15 protein-coding genes and 1 tRNA gene are annotated in these 18,818 nt (G+C 67.3%); 9 read left to right on the top strand and 7 right to left on the bottom strand.

What is annotated here, in order from left to right; all coding sequences use genetic code 11:
* Positions 1-145: 145 nt before the first annotated feature.
* The 6 genes from HD841_RS07340 to dapA form a co-directional block, all read right to left on the bottom strand.
* Positions 146-2,521: a hybrid sensor histidine kinase/response regulator gene (locus HD841_RS07340; protein WP_179508246.1), complete on the bottom strand. Its 2,376-nt coding sequence runs from the start codon at positions 2,519-2,521 to the stop codon at positions 146-148.
* Between the two features lie 373 nt (positions 2,522-2,894).
* On the bottom strand, positions 2,895-4,922 hold the full coding sequence (locus HD841_RS07335; RefSeq protein ID WP_179508245.1) for a M13 family metallopeptidase: 2,028 nt from the start codon (positions 4,920-4,922) through the stop codon (positions 2,895-2,897).
* A gap of 64 nt (positions 4,923-4,986) precedes the next feature.
* Positions 4,987-7,059, bottom strand: a complete 2,073-nt coding sequence (locus tag HD841_RS07330; RefSeq protein WP_179508244.1) for a M13 family metallopeptidase — start codon at positions 7,057-7,059, stop codon at positions 4,987-4,989.
* A gap of 59 nt (positions 7,060-7,118) precedes the next feature.
* Positions 7,119-7,670: a DUF2062 domain-containing protein gene (locus HD841_RS07325; RefSeq protein ID WP_179508243.1), complete on the bottom strand. Its 552-nt coding sequence runs from the start codon at positions 7,668-7,670 to the stop codon at positions 7,119-7,121.
* Between the two features lie 21 nt (positions 7,671-7,691).
* Positions 7,692-8,174 (bottom strand): SsrA-binding protein SmpB, encoded by a 483-nt coding sequence (gene smpB / locus HD841_RS07320; RefSeq protein ID WP_038659218.1) that lies wholly within the window; start codon positions 8,172-8,174, stop codon positions 7,692-7,694.
* A gap of 412 nt (positions 8,175-8,586) precedes the next feature.
* Positions 8,587-9,471 (bottom strand): 4-hydroxy-tetrahydrodipicolinate synthase, encoded by an 885-nt coding sequence (gene dapA, locus HD841_RS07315; RefSeq protein ID WP_179508242.1) that lies wholly within the window; start codon positions 9,469-9,471, stop codon positions 8,587-8,589.
* A gap of 79 nt (positions 9,472-9,550) precedes the next feature.
* On the opposite strand from dapA, the gene HD841_RS07310 reads away from it, so the two are divergent.
* The 5 genes from HD841_RS07310 to HD841_RS07290 all read left to right on the top strand — a co-directional run bounded on the left by HD841_RS07310 (position 9,551) and on the right by HD841_RS07290 (position 13,957).
* Positions 9,551-11,578: a lytic transglycosylase domain-containing protein gene (locus HD841_RS07310; RefSeq protein ID WP_179508241.1), complete on the top strand. Its 2,028-nt coding sequence runs from the start codon at positions 9,551-9,553 to the stop codon at positions 11,576-11,578.
* A gap of 9 nt (positions 11,579-11,587) precedes the next feature.
* Positions 11,588-12,073 (top strand): transcription elongation factor GreB, encoded by a 486-nt coding sequence (greB, locus tag HD841_RS07305; RefSeq protein WP_179508807.1) that lies wholly within the window; start codon positions 11,588-11,590, stop codon positions 12,071-12,073.
* 86 nt (positions 12,074-12,159) lie between these two features.
* A complete protein-coding gene (locus HD841_RS07300) occupies positions 12,160-12,540 on the top strand; it encodes a DoxX family protein (RefSeq protein WP_179508240.1) in 381 nt (126 codons plus the stop codon).
* A gap of 23 nt (positions 12,541-12,563) precedes the next feature.
* Positions 12,564-13,337 (top strand): NYN domain-containing protein, encoded by a 774-nt coding sequence (locus tag HD841_RS07295; RefSeq protein WP_179508239.1) that lies wholly within the window; start codon positions 12,564-12,566, stop codon positions 13,335-13,337.
* 32 nt (positions 13,338-13,369) lie between these two features.
* Positions 13,370-13,957 carry a Uma2 family endonuclease gene (locus tag HD841_RS07290; RefSeq protein ID WP_179508238.1) on the top strand — a complete coding sequence of 196 codons (588 nt, stop codon included), beginning with the start codon at positions 13,370-13,372 and terminating at the stop codon, positions 13,955-13,957.
* Between the two features lie 88 nt (positions 13,958-14,045).
* On the opposite strand, the gene ettA is transcribed toward HD841_RS07290, so the two are convergent.
* The gene (gene ettA, locus HD841_RS07285; protein ID WP_179508237.1) at positions 14,046-15,725 is read right to left on the bottom strand and encodes an energy-dependent translational throttle protein EttA; all 1,680 of its coding nucleotides are present in this window, start codon (positions 15,723-15,725) and stop codon (positions 14,046-14,048) included.
* A gap of 159 nt (positions 15,726-15,884) precedes the next feature.
* Here ettA and HD841_RS07280 point away from each other — a divergent pair, with 159 nt between their 5' ends.
* The 4 genes from HD841_RS07280 to HD841_RS07265 all read left to right on the top strand — a co-directional run bounded on the left by HD841_RS07280 (position 15,885) and on the right by HD841_RS07265 (position 18,767).
* The gene (locus tag HD841_RS07280) at positions 15,885-17,282 is read left to right on the top strand and encodes a M20/M25/M40 family metallo-hydrolase (protein ID WP_179508236.1); all 1,398 of its coding nucleotides are present in this window, start codon (positions 15,885-15,887) and stop codon (positions 17,280-17,282) included.
* A gap of 136 nt (positions 17,283-17,418) precedes the next feature.
* Positions 17,419-17,682, top strand: coding sequence for a hypothetical protein (locus HD841_RS07275; RefSeq protein ID WP_179508235.1), 264 nt, complete (start codon positions 17,419-17,421; stop codon positions 17,680-17,682).
* Between the two features lie 151 nt (positions 17,683-17,833).
* A tRNA-Ile gene (locus tag HD841_RS07270) sits at positions 17,834-17,909 on the top strand.
* A 312-nt stretch (positions 17,910-18,221) separates the two neighbouring features.
* On the top strand, positions 18,222-18,767 hold the full coding sequence (locus HD841_RS07265; protein WP_218845456.1) for an RNA polymerase sigma factor: 546 nt from the start codon (positions 18,222-18,224) through the stop codon (positions 18,765-18,767).
* Positions 18,768-18,818 lie beyond the last annotated feature (51 nt).

Raw genomic sequence — 18,818 nt, 5'->3', positions numbered from 1 at the left:
ATGCCAACAGATGATTTTGTCGCGCTGCGCTGTGGCGAGGCGTGCGCGTTCGAATTGCGCACCATCCAGCGCGCTGGATGTGGGAAATCGCCGTCCGTGTGATCCCGAGCCACCGCATCGCCCCCGCCCCCTGCCCGCGGCGTGTCTACCGTCCGACCAGCACGTCCCGCGCCGCCTCGGCGAGCTGCTGGACGCTGAACGGCTTCGGCAGGAAGGCGACGTTGTCGAGGTCGATCGAGCGGCGCAATTGCTCCTCCGCATAGCCGGACATGAAGATGATCGGCAGGTCGGGATAGCGGTCGCGGGCGTGGCGGACCATCGTCGGGCCGTCCATCGTCGGCATCACCACGTCGCTGATCAACAGGTCGGGGCGGCCGTTGCGTTCGAGCAGCTCGAGCGCCGCCTCGCCGTTCTCCGCGGTCATGACCGTATAGCCCTGCCGCGTCAGCGCGCGCTCGGCGACGGCGCGGACCATGCCCTCGTCCTCGACGAGCAGGATGGTGCCGGTGCCCCACATCTCGACCGGCTTGGGGCTGGGGCGCGAGGCGGGGACGCGGGTGACGGTGCCGGCCGCATGGACCGGCAGGTACATGGTGAAGGTGGCGCCCTGCCCCGGTTTCGATTCGGCGAAGATCCAGCCACCCGACTGTTTGACGATGCCATAGACAGTCGACAGGCCGAGGCCGGTGCCCTTGCCGACTTCCTTGGTGGTGAAGAAGGGTTCGAAAATCTTGGGCAGGATCTCCGGAGGGATGCCGCCGCCCTCGTCGCTCACCACCAGCGCGGTGTAATCGGCGACGGGCAGGATGTCGGAGGCCATCGCGCGCACCTCGGTGGCGGTCACCGACTTGGTCTGAATGGTCAGCGTGCCGCCGCCGCCCGGATTGTGCGCGAGCATCGCGTCGCGCGCATTGACCGCGAGGTTGACGACGACCTGTTCGAGCTGCCCCGGATCGGCGCGCACCGCACCGAGGTTGCGGCCATGGGTGACGTCGAGGCGGATCTGTTCGCCCATCAGGCGCTTGAGCAGGTTGGACACTTCGGCGACGACATCGGGCAGTTGCAGCGTCTGCGGGCGCAGCGTCTGCTGGCGGCTGAACGCGAGCAACTGGCGGGTCAGGCTGGCGGCGCGGTTCGAATTGGTGCGGATCTGCTGGATGTCGTCGTAATCGCTGTCGCCGGGCGAGTGCCGCATCATCATCAGGTCGCAATGGCCGATGATCGCGGTCAGGATGTTGTTGAAATCATGTGCGACACCGCCGGCGAGCTGGCCGACCGCCTGCATCTTGGTCGCCTGTGCGACCTCGCGCTTCAGACGGCTTTCCTCGCTATTGTCCTTGAGGCTGAGCAGCACCGCGGCATCGCCGAGCCCGCGGGCGCCAGCGATGGTGAGCGCGACCGGCTCCTCGGGATGGCTCTTGAGGCGCACCGCCATGTCGGACGAATGCGTCGCGCCGCCGGCGAAGCGGCGAATCGCATCGGCGACCGCGGCCTTGTCCTCGCGCACGACGAGATCGCCGGGATAGAGCGGCGGGGTGCGCGATTCGACCCCCGCGGCGCGGATGAAGGCGTCGTTCATCTGGAGGAACTTGCCCTCGCGATCCACGAGCGCCATGCCGAACGGCATCAGGCTGACCAGGCTGCGCACGTGCGCCGAGGCGGAGGCGCCGATCGCGGGCGCGCTGTCCTCGTCGTCGAGCAGCGCGACGAGCACCGGCGCATCCTCCGAATCCATGAAGGGGATCTGGACGACGCGCAGCGGCGTGCCGTCGAGGCCCTCGCGCTCGAACCGGACGAGGCCGCGGCTGTCGGTGATCAGCAGCCGGGCGAAATCGCGCCCTTCGAGGCGCTCGCCGCTGCCGAGCGCGCGCTGGGCGAGCACGCGATTGGCGGCGCGGACGCGGCCGTCGGGGCAGATCAGCGCCGCCATCACGCCGGCGCCGCCGAGCCGGTCCCCGGTCGCGCCCTCGATCAGCGCCTCGGTGGAGGCGGCGACGTCCTGCTCCTCGAGCACCGAGAAGCGCCAGACGAGCATGTCGCCCGCATCGCCAGCGCGGGTGATACGCGCGCAGATACGGTGGACGCCGACCTGGAGGTTGCGGACGACGCCATTGCCCTCGCGCCAGGCGATGCGCCCGGCGTTGCCAAGCAGCGCGACGCCGTCATTGTCGAGCGGCAGGCCGGGCGGCGTCGGGAAGCCGGCGAACAGCGCCTCATAGGCGTCGTTGGCGCAGACGAGGCGGCCGGCACGATCGGTGATCGCGACCGCGTCGCTGCTCGCCTGGGCGACGGCACGGGTGAATTCCCAGTCGATCGTGCGGGGTTCGGTGGCGTGCTGCGGGGTGAGCAGATGCCAGGCGAAGACCATGCCGGCGGCGATGATGCCGACCGCTAGGAACCCGGCGGCGGCAACAAGGCTGCCGACGACGGCGAGGACCAGGACCGCGGCGGCGAGCGTGATCACGCCGGCGATCAGCGCGGCAGTGCGGGTGGGATGATCGAAGATCGGAGGCGACGCCATGGCCGCGCCGTCATCGCGGGATCGGACGGGTCAGGTCAAGCGATTGGTGGGGGCCTGGCGCACGAGCAAGTCGTTGGGGCGTATCGGTTCCCTCTGGCGGGCGCGAATATCTCCCCCGTGAGTCGGGCAGGACAAGCACATACGGTCGAGGTGGCGAGGTTAGGTTCGTTCCGCATCCTCCTCCTACCCGTCACCCCGGACTCGTTCCGGAGTCCACCGGGCCGCGGGGGTTTGCTGTGTTCTCAACCCACTCTCCTCGCCGCAGGGTGGACCCCGGAACAAGTCCGGGGTGACGGGGGAAGTTTGGCAGGCGCGGGGCAGAAGGGGTGCTGATCGGCAATGCCCCCCTGCCCACGGGTCGGGGAGAAACCCGCTACCAGATCCGCACGCGCTGTTCCGGCGGCAGGACGATCTTGCCGGTCGGGGCGGGTTTGTACGCCGCATACCAGGGGTCGAGGTTGCGGACGACCCAGGTGCGCTGCTGCGACGGGCTGTGCGGATCGGTCATCAGCCGCTGCTTGAGGTTGGCCTCGCGATAGTTGCGGCGCCACACCTGCGCCCAGCCGAGATAGAAACGCTGGTCGCCGGTCATGCCGTCGATCACCGGTGCCTCGCGGCCATTCAGCGACGTCTTGTACGCGTCATAGGCGACCGACAGGCCGGCGAGATCGGCGGTGTTCTCGCCGAGCGTCAGCGCACCCTTCACGTGCAGGCCGGGCAGCGGCTCGTACGCATCATATTGCACGACGAGCTTGCCGGTGAGCGCCTTGAACCGTTCGACGTCCTGTGGCGTCCACCAGTCGGTGAGTTGGCCCCTGGCATCGTATTTCGAGCCCTGATCGTCGAAATGGTGGCTCAGCTCGTGGCCGATCACCGCACCGATGCCGCCGTAATTGACCGCCGGATCGGCGTTGGGATCGAAGAACGGCGGCTGCAGGATCGCGGCGGGGAAAACGATCTCGACCATGCCGAAATTGGCATAAGCGTTGACCGTCATCGGCGTCATGCCCCATTCCCAGCGCTGCAACGGCTTGCCGAGATGGCCGATGTTATAGGCATAGCGCCATTCCGCCGCACGCCGTTCGTTGCCGAACGCGTCGCCGGCGACGATCTTCAGTGCGGAATAGTCGCGCCAGCGATCGGGATAGCCGATCTTCGGAGTAAAGGCGGCAAGCTTGGCATGCGCCTTGACCTTGGTCTCCGGCGCCATCCAGTCGAGCTTGTCGATGCGGGTGCCCATCGCCGCCAGCACGTTCTTGACGAGGCTGTCCGCCGCCGCCTTGGTCGCGGGCGGGAAATATTGCGCGACATAGACCTTGCTGACCTCGTCGGACAGGGCGCCGCTGGTGAAGCCGACCGCGCGCTTCCAGCGCTCCTCCTGCTGCGGCGTGCCCGAGAGCAACGTGCCGTAGAAGGCGAATTGCTCGGCATCGAAGGCGGCGGGCAGCACGTCGGCGTAGTTGTCGAGGCTGCGGATGAGGAGCTGGTCCTGCAACACCGCGATCGGTGCGGCCGCGATCAGTTTGGCGATGCCGGTGATCGCCGAGGGCTGGCTGACATTGAGGCTGTCGACCGGCGTGCCGAGCGCTTTCAGATAGGTGACGAAGTCGAAGCCCGGCGCGCTGCGGGTCAGGTCGGCCATGCCGGTCTTGTTATAGGTCTTGTTGGCGTCGCGGCTGTCGATCCGCGTCCAGCTGACCTGCGCGATCTGCGTCTCGAAATCGACCAGCGCCTTCGCCCGCGCCGCGGCATCGGGTTCGCCGGCGAGGGTGAACATCTTGGCGATATGCGCCTCGTAGCCCGCCTTTTCCTTCGCGTTCTTGGCGTCGAGATAATAATCGCGATCGGGCAGGCCGAGGCCCGACTGGCGGACCCCGACGATATAGACTTCGGGGTTCTTGGCGTCCTGACCCACGCCGGTGCCGAATGGCGTGCCGACGCCCTGCTTCGCCGCCCTGGCGATCAGCGTCGGATAGCCCGCCTTGGTCACCGCCTTGATCTCGGCGAGCCATGGCATGATCGGGGCGAGACCCTTCTTCTCGATCGCCGCGGTGTCGAGATAGGTCGCATAAGCGGTGCCGATCTTCGACCCCTTGGTCCTGGCCGCCGATTCGAGGATGCCGCGGGTGCGGTCGCGCGAGCGATCGGCAAGCACGTCGAACGCGCCGAAGCTCGACTTGTCGGCGGGGATGGCGGTGGTCTTCGCCCAGGTGCCGTTGGCATAGTCGTAGAAATCGTCGCCCGGCGCGACCGCGGTGTTCATGCCGGCGGTGTCGAAGCCATAGGTGCCAAGTTCCGGCTTGCCGATCACGGCGGCGGCCGGCGCGGGGGTGCTCTGCGCATGGACGATGCTGGCAAGCGCCGAGGCGCCGAGCAGACCGGCGAGGAGGAAGGACTTCATAGCATCTCCCAAAAACGAAAACGCCGCCCGCTCCGGGTGGAGCGGGCGGCGGAAAAGCGCGTGATTACCAGATCTTGATGCGGTCTGCGGGGGCCAGATAATATTTCTGCCCCGGCTTCACGTCGAACGCCGGATACCAGGCGTCGAGGTTGCGGACCACATAGGCACGCCACTGGCCCGGGGTGTGCGGATCGGTGGTGAGCTGGTTCTTGATCGACGCCTCGCGCGCCTTGGTCTGCCAGACCTGACCGAAACCCATGAAGAAGCGCTGGTCGCCGGTGAAGCCGTCGAGCACCGGCGCCTTCTTGCCCTTCAGCGACAGCTTGTAGGCGTCATAGGCGACGTTGATGCCGGCAAGATCGGCCATGTTCTCGCCCAGCGTCAGCTTGCCGTTGACGTGGCTGCCGGGGATCGGCTCGTAGGCGCCATATTGCGCGACGACCTTGTCGGTCAGCGCGGTGAAGCGCTGGACGTCGGCGGGGGTCCACCAATCGGCGAAATTGCCCTTGGGGTCGAACTTGCGGCCCTGATCGTCGAAATGGTGGCTCAGCTCGTGGCCGATCACCGCGCCGATCGCGCCGTAATTCACCGCCGGGTCGGCATTGGGGTCGAAGAACGGCGGCTGGAGGATCGCGGCCGGGAAGACGACCTCGTTCATCAGCGGATTGGCGTAGGCGTTGACCGTCTGCGGCGTCATGAACCATTCACTGCGGTCGACCGGCTTGCCGATCTTGTTGAGCTGGCGGTTGTATTCGAACTCGGCGACGCGGTCGGCGTTGCCCAGCACGTCACCCTTGACGACGCGCAGCGCGGTATAGTCGCGGAACTTGTCGGGATAGCCGATCTTCGGCGTGAAGGCGGCGAGCTTGGCGCGCGCCTTCACCTTGGTCTCGGGCGCCATCCATTCGAGCTTGGCGAGACGCGCGTCCATCGCGACGATGAGGTTGTGGACCAGCTCGTCCGCCTTGGCCTTCGCCTCGGGCGGGAAATACTTCTGGACGTAGATCTGGCCGACCGCCTCGCCGAGGCTGCCGTTGACCAGATCGACGCCGCGCTTCCAGCGCTCCTTGAGCTGCGGGGTACCGTTGAGCGTCGTGCCGTAGAAGGCGAATTGCGTGTTGACGAAGTTCGACGACAGCAGAGGCGCGGCGTTCGAGATGGTGTGGAACGCCATATATTCGCGCCACACCGGCAGCGGCGTCGCGGCGACGATCTTGGCGATGCCGGTCAGCGCGGAGGGCTGGCCGACGATTACGCGGGTCTGCGCACCGAGGCCCTGCGCGGCGAGCATCGCCTTCCAGTCGAAGCCCGGCATGCTGGTGGCGAGATCGGCGACCTGCGCGGGGTTATAGCCCTTCTCGACCTGGCGCAGCTCGGCGCGATCCCAATGCGCCTGCGCGATCTGCTTTTCGAGATCGTAGATGCGCTGCGCCGAGCCCTGCGGATCGGGCTGGCCGGCCATGCGCAGCATGTCGGCGATGTAGGTGACGTATTTGGTCCGCGCCTCGGCGAACTTGGCGTCGTCCTTCAGGTAATAGTCGCGGTCGGGCAGGCCCAGGCCGCCCTGGCCGAGGTAGACGGCATAGACCGTATTGTCCTTCAGGTCCTGCTGCACGCCGGCGCCGATCGGCACGTCGATGCCGTGCATCGTCGCCTCGCCGAACGCCTTGGCGAGATCGGCCTGCGAGCGGATCGTGGCGATCTTGGCGAGATAGGGCTTGAGCGGTGCGGCACCGGCGGCTTCGATCGCGGCGGCGTCCATGAAGCCGGCATAGGTGTCGCCGATCTTGGCGGCGACGGGGTCGCTGCTCGGGCTTGCCGCCGCGCCTTCGATCACCGCGCGGGTGCGCTGGTCCGACAGGTCGCGCAGGATGCCGAAGCCGCCCCAGCTCGCCTTGTCGGCGGGGATCTCGGTGCGCGCCATCCAGGCGCCGTTGACGTAATTGTAGAAGTCGTCGCCGGGCGCGACCTTGCGGTCCATGGCGGTGAGGTCGACCCCGAAATCGCCGAGCTTCGGCTTGCCGGGAGCGGCCGGCGCCGTCGCGGTGGAGGTCGTCGTGCGCGACGCACTCTGCGCATAGACCGCGCCGGATGCCGCCGAGGCGAGCAGTATCGCAGCAAGTACCTGTTTACGCATATTTTCCCCCTGTCTCATGATATGGTATCTCGGATGTTGTACCGGCTTGCCGCGGCGCGTCAAATGCGGTTCGGCGCATGGCGGTGACGCCATTTGCGTGCGATCCACAGGCGCCAACCGAGCGCGCTCAACGCATAACCGAGCGCGGCGCAGATGCTGGTGAGGATCACGAGGCCGAGTGCGAAGGCCGGCCCCTTGTCCCACAGCCAGCCGAGCGCGCCGGTGACGCGATGCAGCCAGTCGGTCGCCTCCGCCACCGGCTGGACGATCGCGGGCGCATCGCTGTGCAGCATCCAGGCGCCGATCCGGTAGGCGACGAACCACAGGAAGGGCGTGGTCAGCGGGTTGGTGATGAAGGTGGTGAGTGCGGCGACCGGCACGTTGGCGCGGAACGGCAACGCGAATAGCGCGGCGATCGCGATCTGCGCGACCGGGAAGAGGAAGCCGGCGACTATGCCGAGCGCGACGCCGCGCGGCACCGAGCGGCGATTGAAGCGCCACAGCCCCGGCTCCATGACGCGATGCGCGACCGGCCGGAGCAACCGGTTCGATTCCATCGATTCGCGGGTCGGCATGTTGCGACGACACCAGGCGACGCTTTTCTGGAACATGCGGTGCGCGTTTCGCTCCGCTCAGCCGCGGTCGCGCATAATGCGACCGGCTTCGCGCTTCCATTCGCGCTCCTTGATCGCGGCGCGCTTGTCGTGGTCCTTGCGGCCCTTCGCCAGTGCCAGCTCGACCTTCGCACGGCCGCGACCGTTGAAATAGACGCTCAACGGCACGAGCGTCATGCCCTCACGCGCGACCGCGCCGTGCAGCTTGTTGATCTCACGCTCGTGCAGCAACAGTTTGCGCGGACGCTTCGCCTCATGGTTGAAGCGGTTGCCGTGGCTGAACTCGGGGACGTTGGCGTTGACGAGCCAGACCGATCCGTCGCGCACCTCGGCATAGCTTTCGGCGATGCTGCCCTCGCCGAAGCGCAGCGACTTCACCTCGGTCCCGGTGAGCGCGATGCCCGCCTCGTAGACGGTGTCGATGGTATATTCGAACCGGGCCTTGCGGTTCTCGGCGACGATCTTCTTCTTGTCGAAGGTGGCGGGTTTGGGACGCGACATGTGAGCGCGATGTAGGAGGTGTTGCGGGCAAGGGGAAGCGGGCGCGGGTTATATCGTTTGGACGCTCCGATCCTTGCCCCGCCTTGGCAGGGGGATGGCATGTGGGCGTCCGCGTGAGCCCGCCGTCTACCAACCCCGCTCCGTCACCCCGGACTTGGTCCGGGGTCCACTCTGCGGCGGGGAGAAAGGCTTGAGCCGACACTGTTGCCTTGCGGCACGGTGGACCCCGGAGCGAGTCCGGGGTGACGGGTAAGAGGAGGAAGCCGATGGAGCCTCATTACCGCATCCATATGCCCGCCAGGCGGAGGTGGCGCCGCAAAGCGGTGACGGAGGATACGGTAAGTTTGGCCGTATGCGGCAACGCCCCCTCTACCACCCGGCTGCGCCGGGCGGTTCCCAGCGCAAGGGCGGATTAGATGAGCCCCGCATGCGCGAGAGCGGCATCGACCGCCGCCCGCGACGCCTCCGACGGCCAGGTCATCGGCAGGCGCAGGCCCTGCGGGAAGCCCGGCCGGACGCGGGTCATCGCATATTTCACCGGCCCCGGCGACGCATCCGAGAACAACGCGTCGTGCAGCGGGTAGAGCCGGTCCTGCAACGCCAGCGCGGCGGCATAATCGCCGGCCTGACACGCCGCCTGGAAGGCGGCGCACAGACGCGGGGCGACGTTGGCCGAGACGGAGATACACCCCACGCCCCCCATCGCGTTGAACGCCAACGCCATATCGTCGTTGCCGGACAGCTGGACGAAGTCCGGGCCGCAGCCGGCGCGATGTGCCGAGACGCGGGCGATCGCCCCGCTCGCGTCTTTCACCGCGACGAAGATCTCGGGAAAGGCGGTGACGATCCGCACCAGCGTCGCCGGCTGGATGTCGGTGACGGTGCGGCCGGGCACGTTGTAGAGCACGATCGGCAGCTCGGACCGTTCGGCGAGATGCGCGAAATGCTGATAGATGCCGTCCTGGCTCGGGCGGTTGTAATAGGGCGGGACCATCAGCGCGGCGTCGGCGCCGGCATCCTTGGCGCGGGCGATGTTGGCAGCGGCGACCTGCGTGTCGTTCGAGCCCGCGCCGGCGATCACCGGCACGCGGCCGGCCGCCTGCTCGACGCAGATGCGGACGATGCCGAAATGCTCGTCGGCGGTCAGCGTCGCCGCCTCTCCCGTGGTGCCGCAGGGGACCAGCGCCGACGATCCCTCCGCGATCTGCCAGTCTATAAGATCACGATAGGCCGTTTCGTCGAAGGCCCCGCCGTCGGCGAAGGGGGTGACCAGGGCGGGGATGGAACCAGAGAACATGGGACTTTTCGGGCTCCTGCTGCGCCGGGTCGGGATTTTCGTTCAGGACAGATACGGGTCGAGACCGTATGATGTCCACATGCACCCGACCAGCCTGCCGATCTCGATCCTCATAGCCGCCTTCGCCGGAGTGACCGCGGCGCCCGTACAGCAGCAGCTCCTGCCCGGCAATCAGGCGAGCAGCCCCGACGCGCTCGAACGCTATCGCACCCAGATGGCGAACATGTCGCCGCAGGCGCCGCAATCGCCCGCCGACGGGGCGATCGCCGCCGCGATCGCGCAGTGGAAGACGATCCAGCAGACCGACGCGCTGCCGTTCGACAGCTATGCCGGCTTCCTGATGGCGCATCCCGGCTGGCCCAGCCAGACCGCCAACCGCCGCGCCGCGGAACGGCAGGCGGCCAATGCCTCGCCCAACAGCGTGCTCGCCTTCTTCACCCGCTTCCCGCCGCAGTCGGCGGCGGGGCTCGTCGCGCAGGCACGCGCCTATCAGGCGATCGGTCGCGTCGCCGAGGCACAGGCCGCGGCGCGCGCCGCCTGGCGCAAGGGCGGGCTGTCCGCGAACGACGAAGCGACGATCCTGACCGGCTTCGCCAGCGCGCTGACGCCGGACGATCACGACGCGCGGATGGACGCGCTGCTGTGGCAGAATGCGACCGGCGTCGCCGCGCGGCAGATCGTCTATACCAGCCCGGCACGACGGCCGGTGTTCGAGGCGCGGCTCGCCTTCCGCACCAACGCCGCCAATGCCGCCGACCTCGCGATGCGGACGCAGGACCAGTTCGCCAGCGATCCGGGCTATGTCGCGGATCGCGCGGTGTGGCTGCGCAATTCGGGCGCCTCGCCGACCGCGCGCAACTGGCTGGCGCGGCCGCGCAGCCTCGCCTCGCGGCCCGGCGCGGTCGAGGCGTGGTACGAGGTGCTGCTGACCAATGCGCGCGGTGCGGCGGCGGACGGCCAGTATCAGCTCGCCTATGACATCGCGCGGCAGGTCGACGATGCCTATCCCGCCGGCACCGACGTCTCCACCAAGCCTTATGGCGAGCGCGACGATTATACGAGCCTCGTCTGGCTTGCCGGGCAGACCGCGCTCAAGCAGCTCGGGCGGCCGGCGGATGCGATGGTGATGTTCGAGCGCTACGGTCGCGGATCGCAGGCGCCGCAGACGCGCGCCAAGGGCTTTTATTGGGCCGGTCGCGCCGCCGAGGCCGCCGGCAAGTCGGCCGAGGCTGCGGCTTATTATGCCCAGGCCGCCACCTATCGCGACCAGTTCTACGGGCAATTGGCGCTGGAGCGGACCGGCCGACCGCTGGTCGCGCCGCCGGCGATCGGCACCCCGGCGATCGCGCCCGAGGTCCGGCAGGCGTTCGCCAATCGCGAGACGGTGCGCGCGGCGCGCTTCCTGGGTCAGATCGGCCAGTGGCAGGACCAGACCGCCTTCATCCGCCAGATCGCCGCGGATGCGACCACGCCAACCGATCACCTGCTCGCCGCCGAGCTGTCGACGCAGATCGGGCGCCCCGACCTCGGCGTGCTGGTCGGGCGCAGCGCGATGCAGAACGGGCTGAGCGACTATTCCGCGGCGGGCTTCCCGACCGTGGCGGTGCCGGCCGGCTATGAAGACAATTGGACGCTGATCCACGCGATCGCACGGCAGGAAAGCCAGTTCGACAAGACCGCGGTCAGCCATGCCGGCGCGCGCGGCCTGATGCAGCTGATGCCCGCCACCGCGCGCGAGCAATCGGGCAAGATCGGCATCGCCTACGACCCCGCGTCGCTGACCACCGACCCGAAGCTGTCGATCATGCTGGGATCGAGCTATTTCCAGCGCATCTTCAACATCTACGGCAGCTATCCGCTCGCCATCGCGGCGTATAACGCGGGTGGCGGCAACGTGAACAAATGGCTGCGGGCCAACGGCGACCCCCGCACCGGCGCGGTCGACATGGTCGATTGGATCGAGGCGATCCCCTATCAGGAAACGCGCAACTACGTGCAGCGCGTGATCGAGAATGCGGTCGTCTACGACCTCATCAATCCGGCGCGCGCGAAGAGCCGCGGGCCGGCGAATACGAGCTGGTACCTCGGCAAGGGCCGTCCGGGCTGAGCCATGGCGATGGAGCAACGGCCGAATTACATCACCCCCGCGGGCTATGCGGTGCTGCGCGCGGAATATGAGCGTCTGTTCGGCACCGAGCGGCCGGCGCTGGTCGAGACGATCGCCTGGGCGGCGGGCAATGGCGACCGGTCGGAGAACGGCGATTATATCTACGGTCGCAAGCGGCTGCGCGAGATCGACCGGCGGCTCGGCTGGCTGTCGAAGCGGATGAAGGCGGCCAAGGTCGTCGATCCGGCGCGGGCCGAGGACCGGACCCGCGTCTGGTTCGGCGCGACGGTGACGATCGCCGACGAGGACGACAACGAACGCATATTGACGCTGGTCGGCGACGACGAGGCCGAGGCGGGCGCTGGCCGGATCGGCTGGAACGCGCCGATCGCGCGCGCGCTGCGCGGTGCGACCGCCGGCGACCTGCGCCGCGTGCTGCTGCCGGCGGGCGAGAAGGAGTATGAGGTGATCGCGGTTCGCTATCCCGAGGCGTGATCCGCAACGGACCGTTTCGGCCCTTCGCATTGTCGCCACTGGCGGGATGGCCGATGTTTCGGGCCGACAACGAAAGGTCCCCCGTCATGCCCTTCCCCGCCCGCTGGTCGCCCCAGCTGCTCAGCGTATTTCGCTTCGTCTTCGGCCTGCTGTTCTTCAGCCATGGCGTGTCGAAGTTCTTCGCGCTGCCGCCCTTTCCGATGCCGCTCAACCCCTTGCTCACCGTCGCGGGGGTGCTCGAACTGGTCGGCGGGGCGCTGATCGCGCTGGGATTGGCGACGCGCCGGGTCGCCTTCCTGCTGTCCGGCCAGATGGCGGTCGCCTATTTCCTGGCGCATGCGCCGCAGGGCCTGCTGCCGCTGGCCAACGGCGGCGAGGCGGCGATCCTGTATTGCTTTGCGTTCCTGTACCTTGCCGCCGCCGGCGGCGGGCGCTGGAGCATCGATGCGATGCGCTGGCAGGCGTGACCCGGCTCTGATAGGCCGGGCGGATGCCCGACGACAACAATCGCAATATCGCCCTGCTGATCGACGCCGACAACGCCTCCTGGCACGCGATCGACCCCGTCCTGACCGTGCTGGCCGAGCTCGGCACGGTCAACATCCGCCGGGTCTATGGCAATTGGTCGAAGCCGGCGCTGAAGGGCTGGCGCGACATGACGCTGAAGCACGGCATCGAGCCGCAGCAGCAGTTCGACCTGACCAAGGGCAAGAACGCGACCGACATGAAGATGACGATCGACGCGATGGACCTGCTGTTCCGCGGGCGGATCGGCGGCTTCGGCATCATGTCGTCGGACAGCGACTTCATGCCGCTGGCGATGCGCATCCGCCAGGACGGCATTCCCGTCTATGGCTTCGGCAATCTCAAGACGCCCGAGGCGTTCAAACAGGCGTGCACGCGCTTCATCGATGTCGGCGCGCTGGTCAGCGAGGCGAAGGCCGAGGCGATCGTCGCGGCCAAGCCGGCAAACGTCGACGTGCCGATCGGCGAATCGCTGCCCCCCTCGATAGCCGCGCCCAAGGCGAAGAAGCCGATCGATCCCGAGCTGATCGCGCTCCTCATCGACGCCTATCAATCGGTCAAGCGCGACGAGAAGGGCTATGTCAGCCTGTCGGCGATGGGCCAGCTCGCCGGCAACCGATCGAGCTTCGACGCGCGCAACTACGGCTATCAGCGATTGTCCGACCTCATCCAGGCCGTGCCGAACTTCCAGACCGAGCGGCGCGAGGACGGGCGCATCTTCGTCAAGCGGGTGCGGTAGCGTCGCCGCCGCCGCAGTGGTAAAACGGCGTCATGACTGGACTGGCGCCGCTCATCACCACCCCCCGGCGGGTCAAGCTGCGGGTCGAGGACTATCTGGCGCTCGATGCGGCAGGGGCGTTCGACGCCTATGGCAAGACGGAATTGATCGATGGCGAGATCGTTCATATGAACGCGCAGCATCGACCGCACGCACGGATCAAGTCACGCCTGTTCCGAATGCTGGCAGATGCGCTCGACCGGATCGATGGACGGCTGGAGGCGCTGGTCGAGGGCTCGATCGCGATGCCGCCGCATAACGTTCCCGAACCCGACATTGCGATCACCACCGAGCCGGAGGGCGACGGGCTGATCCCGCTTGCCTCACTCGCGCTGGTCATCGAGGTGGCGGATACGACGCTGCGCAACGACCTCGGCCGCAAGCGGAAGATCTACGCACGGGAAGGCGTCCCCGAATATTGGGTGGTCGACGTGAAGGACGGCGTGATCCACCAGATGGCCCATCCGAAGGGCGCGGGCTTCGCCACGGCGCGGCGCATGTCGTTCGGCGAGCCGATCACCGCCCTGACGATCCCCGGCCTGACGGTGTCGACCGATCGTCTGTCAGGGCAGGACGCGTAACGCCGCGAGGCTGCGATCGCCTGAAGCAAACGGCAACGGCATGTGGGAGGAGGGGGCGGCTCCGTCGCCGAAGCCGCCCCCTGCCCGTTCAGCGCGTGAGCTTCTTGTACGCCAGCCGGGTCGGCCGGTCCGCGGCATCGCCGAGGCGACGGCGCTTGTCCTCCTCGTAGCTTTCGTAATTGCCCTCGAACCATTCGACGTGGCTGTCGCCCTCGAACGCGAGGATATGCGTGCAGAGGCGATCGAGGAAGAAGCGATCGTGGCTGATCACCACCGCGCAGCCCGCGAACGTCTCCAGCGCCTCTTCGAGCGCGCGCAGCGTCTCGACGTCGAGGTCGTTGGTCGGCTCGTCGAGCAGCAGGACGTTGCCGCCCTCCTTGAGCATCTTGGCCATATGGACGCGGTTGCGTTCACCGCCCGAGAGCTGGCCGACCTTCTTCTGCTGGTCGGGGCCGCGGAAGTTGAACGCGCCGACATAGGCGCGCGTGCCCAGCTCCTGCTTGCCGAAGCGGAACACCTCGAGCTCGTCCGAGATTTCCTGCCAGACGTTCTTGTTCGGATCGAGATCGTCGCGGCTCTGGTCGACATAGCCGAGCTTCACCGTCGAGCCGACCTCGATCGTTCCCGCATCCGGCTGTTCCTGCCCGGTGATGAGCTTGAACAAAGTCGACTTGCCGGCGCCGTTCGGGCCGATCACGCCGACGATGCCGCCCGGCGGCAGCGTGAAGTCCAGGTTCTCGAACAGCAATTTGTCGCCGTACGACTTGGTGAGGCCCTTCGCCTCGATCACCTTGCCGCCGAGCCGCTCGGGCAGCTGGATGAGGATCTGCGCCTTGCCGGCGACGCGATTCTCCTGCTTCGCCATCAGCTCGTCGAACGCGCGGATACGCGCCTTCGACTTGGTCTGGCGGGCCTTCGGCGTCTGGCGCATCCAGGCGAGTTCGTCGGCGATCGCCTTCTGCTTGCCGGCCTCCTCGCGCTCCTCCTGCTCGAGCCGCTTCGCCTTCTTCTCGAGATAGCCCGAATAGTTGCTCTCGTAGGTGTAATAGCGGCCGCGATCGAGCTCGAGCACCCAGTTGACGACATTGTCGAGGAAGTAACGGTCGTGCGTCACGAGGATGACGTTGCCGGTATATTCCTTGAGGTAGTTTTCCAGCCACGACACGCTCTCCGCGTCGAGGTGGTTGGTCGGTTCGTCGAGCAGCAGGATGTCGGGCTTTTCGAGCAGCAGCTTGCACAGCGCGACGCGGCGCTTCTCACCGCCCGACAGGCGGGTGACGTCGGCATCGCCGGGCGGGCAGCGCAATGCCTCCATTGCCTGTTCGAGCTGGCTGTCGAGCGTCCAGCCGTCGACCGCGTCGATCTTGGCCTGCAGCTCGCCCATCTCCTCCATCAGCGCGTCGAAGTCGGTGTCGTCCTTGGGATCGCCCATCTCCGCCGAGATGGCGTTGAAGCGATCGACGAGGTCCGCGACGGGGCGGACGCCGTCCTTGACATTGCCCATCACGTCCTTGGTCGGATCGAGCTGCGGCTCCTGCGCAAGGTAGCCGACGCGCACGCCTTCCGCCGCCCAGGCCTCGCCCGTGAAGTCCGGGTCCATGCCCGCCATGATCTTCATCAGCGTCGACTTGCCGGCACCGTTGGGGCCGATGATCGCGATCTTCGCCGACGGGATGAACTGCAGGTGGATATTGTTCAGAACGGGCTTGTTCGCGCCCGGGAAGGTCTTGGTCAGACCTTTCATGACGTAAGTATACTGGACGGCCATATGCCGACGGCTCCTGATCGATAAGGACGGGAAATCTTGAAGCGGCATGTAGCGATCCGATGCCCCCCGTGCAAATGCCGCCGCCGGGCGGCGCGGTGGCTTGTGTCCGGCGGGGCCATCGCTCACACCTTCGCCGACACGACACAGGGGAACCACCGAATGACGCGTATCGCTTTGGCCTTGCTGGCCCTTGCCTCGTCCACCACGCTGTCGGCGCAGCGTACCGCACCGCCCCAGCCGGCGCCGGTCGACCCCAGGGTCGCGACGCTGCGCGACGCCGCGCTGAAGGACGAGTTGGCCTACGACATCGTCGAGGGGCTGACCACCGAGGTCGGCCAGCGCCTCGCCGCCACCGAAGCGGAAGCACGCGCGCGCACTTGGGGCGTCGCCAAGCTCAAGGCGCTGGGCTTCAAGAACGTGCACGTCGAAACCTATCAGATGCCGGTCTGGCTGCGCGGCGAGGAGAGCGCCGAGGTGCTCGCCCCCTTCCCGCAAAAGCTCAAGCTGGTCGCACTCGGCAATTCCGGCGCGACGCCGGCGGCGGGCCTCACCGCGCCGGTCGCGATCTTCCGCAGCTATGGCGACCTCGCCAACGCGCCGGCCGCGGCGGTGCGCGGCAAGATCGTCTATGTCGGCAACGCGATGGTGCCGACGCAGGACGGATCGAGCTATGGTGCCTATGGCCCCGCGCGCTTCGTCGGCCCGGCGCTGGCGGCGCGGCTGGGTGCGGCGGCGATCATCATCAAGTCGATCGGCACCGATCATCATCGCAACCCGCACACGGGCGTCACCAACTTCCCCGACGGCGTGACGCCGATACCCGCGGCGGCGCTGTCGGTCAGCGACGCCGACCTGCTCGAACGGATCGCCGATCGCAACCAGACGATCACGCTCAAGCTGGTGCTCACGCCCCGCTTCGCCGGCACCGGCACGTCGGGCAACGTCATCGCCGAGGTGCCGGGCAGCGACCCCAAGGCGGGAATCGTGCTGGTCGGCGGCCATCTCGATAGCTGGGACCTCGGCACCGGCGCGATCGACGACGCCTCGGGCATCGCGATCACGACCGCCGCCGCCAAGCGCCTGCTCGACGGGCCGCGGCCGAAGCGGACGATCCGCGTCGTCTGGTTCGGGGCCGAGGAGCCGGGCGGCTATGGCGGCAAGGACTATGCACGCGTGCACGGCAGCGAGCGTCACGCGACCGCGGGCGAAAGCGATTTCGGCGCCGACCGCATCTGGCGCTACGAGGTCAATTTGCCCGACAGCGCCAAGCCGATCGCCGACCGGCTGCAGACCGCGCTGGCACCGCTCGGCATCAGCCGCGGCACGGCGGTGGGCGGCGACGGCACCGATGTCGGCCCGACCCTGGCGCTCGGCGTCGCGGCGATCGACCTCAACCAGGACGGCACGCGCTACTTCGAAACGCATCACACGCCCGACGATACGCTCGAACGGATCGACCCGGAACAGCTCCGCCAGAACGTCGCCGCGTGGACGACGATGCTCGCCGTGGTGGCCAACGCACCGGAGGATATCGGGCCCGTCACGCCGCGGCGCTGACCGCCGACGAATGCCGGAACCTTTCCCCTAGGTGAATTTCCTGATTGACCGGGGGAAGTCGTGCGGTATTTGGGCTGTCTCGCGACGGCGATCGGGCCGGCCGCGATTTTGCTTTGCTTTGCTTGGGAGCAACCGAATGAAGAAGATCGCTTTCGTTCTCGCTGCCGCCGGCCTGATGTCCGTCGCTGCCTGCAACAAGTCGCCTGAAGCTGCTGCCGTTGAGAACAACGGTGACATGCTGGCCGACAACATGGAGGCGCAGGCCGACAACATTGACGCGCTGGCCGACAACACCTCGAACGCTTCGGCCGCTGCCGCGCTCGAGAACGTTGCCGACAACACCAACGCCGCAGCGGACAACGTCCGTGACGCAGCCGAGGCCAAGGCCGACAACATGTAATCGCGCTGCGTCGGGTCCGCCCGGCGCGCCGATCATGCTGTTGCACGATCTCGAAGGGCGCTTCCCGCATGGGAGGCGCCCTTTTCGTTGCGCACGACGCGACGCACCGTCTTTTTCTTTGCCGCGGGTTGCGCTAGCGATCCCCGAGGTGGGGCCTGTAGCTCAATGGTTAGAGCTGGCCGCTCATAACGGCTAGGTTGCGGGTTCGAGTCCTGCCGGGCCCACCAAGATTTTCGTCATGCCTCACATACTTGTGCGCAGCGAAAAGCGTGCACCGGACTCGGATCGATCCTGGCCAGTAGACGCCGCGTCGTCTCGGCGCTCCCGGCTGCAGCTTTTCGCCGCGGGTTCGTCTCGAACTCGGCAGACATAGCATGTCGAGGAACGCCTGCCTGGTTGGAGCGTGCATTCCGGCCCGACCCGCCGTTGGCATAAACAGCTTCGTTTCACCTCACGCTGCCCCTGAAGCCGTTGCTTCTTTCCTATGCACTGCCTCGTCGACGATTTCTGCGATTGGGTCGCAATAAGGCATCTGCTATATGCGCGGCATGGCGGGAAAGGTAGGCAGCGCGACGCTCGGGGACATCGATCGTGACAGTCTGTTCCTGGCGCTGCGCCCAGACTTGCTCCGCTACGGTCGCGCGATCGCCGCCGATGTCGCCGATATCGAGGATATCATCCAGGAGACATGGCTCCGCTTCAATCGAGCCGGCCCGACCCAGCGTTCGGCGGAGCCGCGCGGCTTCCTGTTCCGGATCGTGCGCAACCTCGTCATGGATGGCTACCGCCGTCGCCGGATTGAGCAGCGGCTGTTTGCTTCTGACGGGGGCGACGCGGCCGCATCCGTGCCAAGCGACGAACCCTCGGCCCACGCACGGGTTGAGGCGACCAGCGAGCTTTTCGCAATTGGAGCCGCGATCGAACGACTACCCCGGCGAACGCGCGAGGCGTTACTGATGCATCGGGTCCATGGCATGAAGCTGGTGGACATCGCCGAGCGGCTGGAAATTTCCAAAAGTCTGGCGCAGCAACTGGTCGTCGAAGGCCTTGAGCGATGCCGGGAGGCACGTAGACGGACCGGATAGTCCCGCACGATTGCGCTGGAAATAGGCAGGCGTCATCCGTCCTATCGGTCA

It is taken from the genome of Sphingomonas melonis (genome assembly GCF_013409985.1).
GTDB classification, from domain to species: domain Bacteria; phylum Pseudomonadota; class Alphaproteobacteria; order Sphingomonadales; family Sphingomonadaceae; genus Sphingomonas; species Sphingomonas melonis_A.
Note: the sequence above shows the minus strand (reverse complement) of the source record. Positions and strands in the feature narration are given on the sequence as shown.

Coding starts and splice junctions, on each gene's coding strand:
- HD841_RS07340 (WP_179508246.1), bottom strand. CDS start 2,521: ATGGCGTCGCCTCCGATCTTCGATCATCCCACCCGCACTGCCGCGCTG.
- HD841_RS07335 (WP_179508245.1), bottom strand. CDS start 4,922: ATGAAGTCCTTCCTCCTCGCCGGTCTGCTCGGCGCCTCGGCGCTTGCC.
- HD841_RS07330 (WP_179508244.1), bottom strand. CDS start 7,059: ATGCGTAAACAGGTACTTGCTGCGATACTGCTCGCCTCGGCGGCATCC.
- HD841_RS07325 (WP_179508243.1), bottom strand. CDS start 7,670: ATGTTCCAGAAAAGCGTCGCCTGGTGTCGTCGCAACATGCCGACCCGC.
- smpB (WP_038659218.1), bottom strand. CDS start 8,174: ATGTCGCGTCCCAAACCCGCCACCTTCGACAAGAAGAAGATCGTCGCC.
- dapA (WP_179508242.1), bottom strand. CDS start 9,471: ATGTTCTCTGGTTCCATCCCCGCCCTGGTCACCCCCTTCGCCGACGGC.
- HD841_RS07310 (WP_179508241.1), top strand. CDS start 9,551: ATGCACCCGACCAGCCTGCCGATCTCGATCCTCATAGCCGCCTTCGCC.
- greB (WP_179508807.1), top strand. CDS start 11,588: ATGGAGCAACGGCCGAATTACATCACCCCCGCGGGCTATGCGGTGCTG.
- HD841_RS07300 (WP_179508240.1), top strand. CDS start 12,160: ATGCCCTTCCCCGCCCGCTGGTCGCCCCAGCTGCTCAGCGTATTTCGC.
- HD841_RS07295 (WP_179508239.1), top strand. CDS start 12,564: ATGCCCGACGACAACAATCGCAATATCGCCCTGCTGATCGACGCCGAC.
- HD841_RS07290 (WP_179508238.1), top strand. CDS start 13,370: ATGACTGGACTGGCGCCGCTCATCACCACCCCCCGGCGGGTCAAGCTG.
- ettA (WP_179508237.1), bottom strand. CDS start 15,725: ATGGCCGTCCAGTATACTTACGTCATGAAAGGTCTGACCAAGACCTTC.
- HD841_RS07280 (WP_179508236.1), top strand. CDS start 15,885: ATGACGCGTATCGCTTTGGCCTTGCTGGCCCTTGCCTCGTCCACCACG.
- HD841_RS07275 (WP_179508235.1), top strand. CDS start 17,419: ATGAAGAAGATCGCTTTCGTTCTCGCTGCCGCCGGCCTGATGTCCGTC.
- HD841_RS07265 (WP_218845456.1), top strand. CDS start 18,222: ATGCGCGGCATGGCGGGAAAGGTAGGCAGCGCGACGCTCGGGGACATC.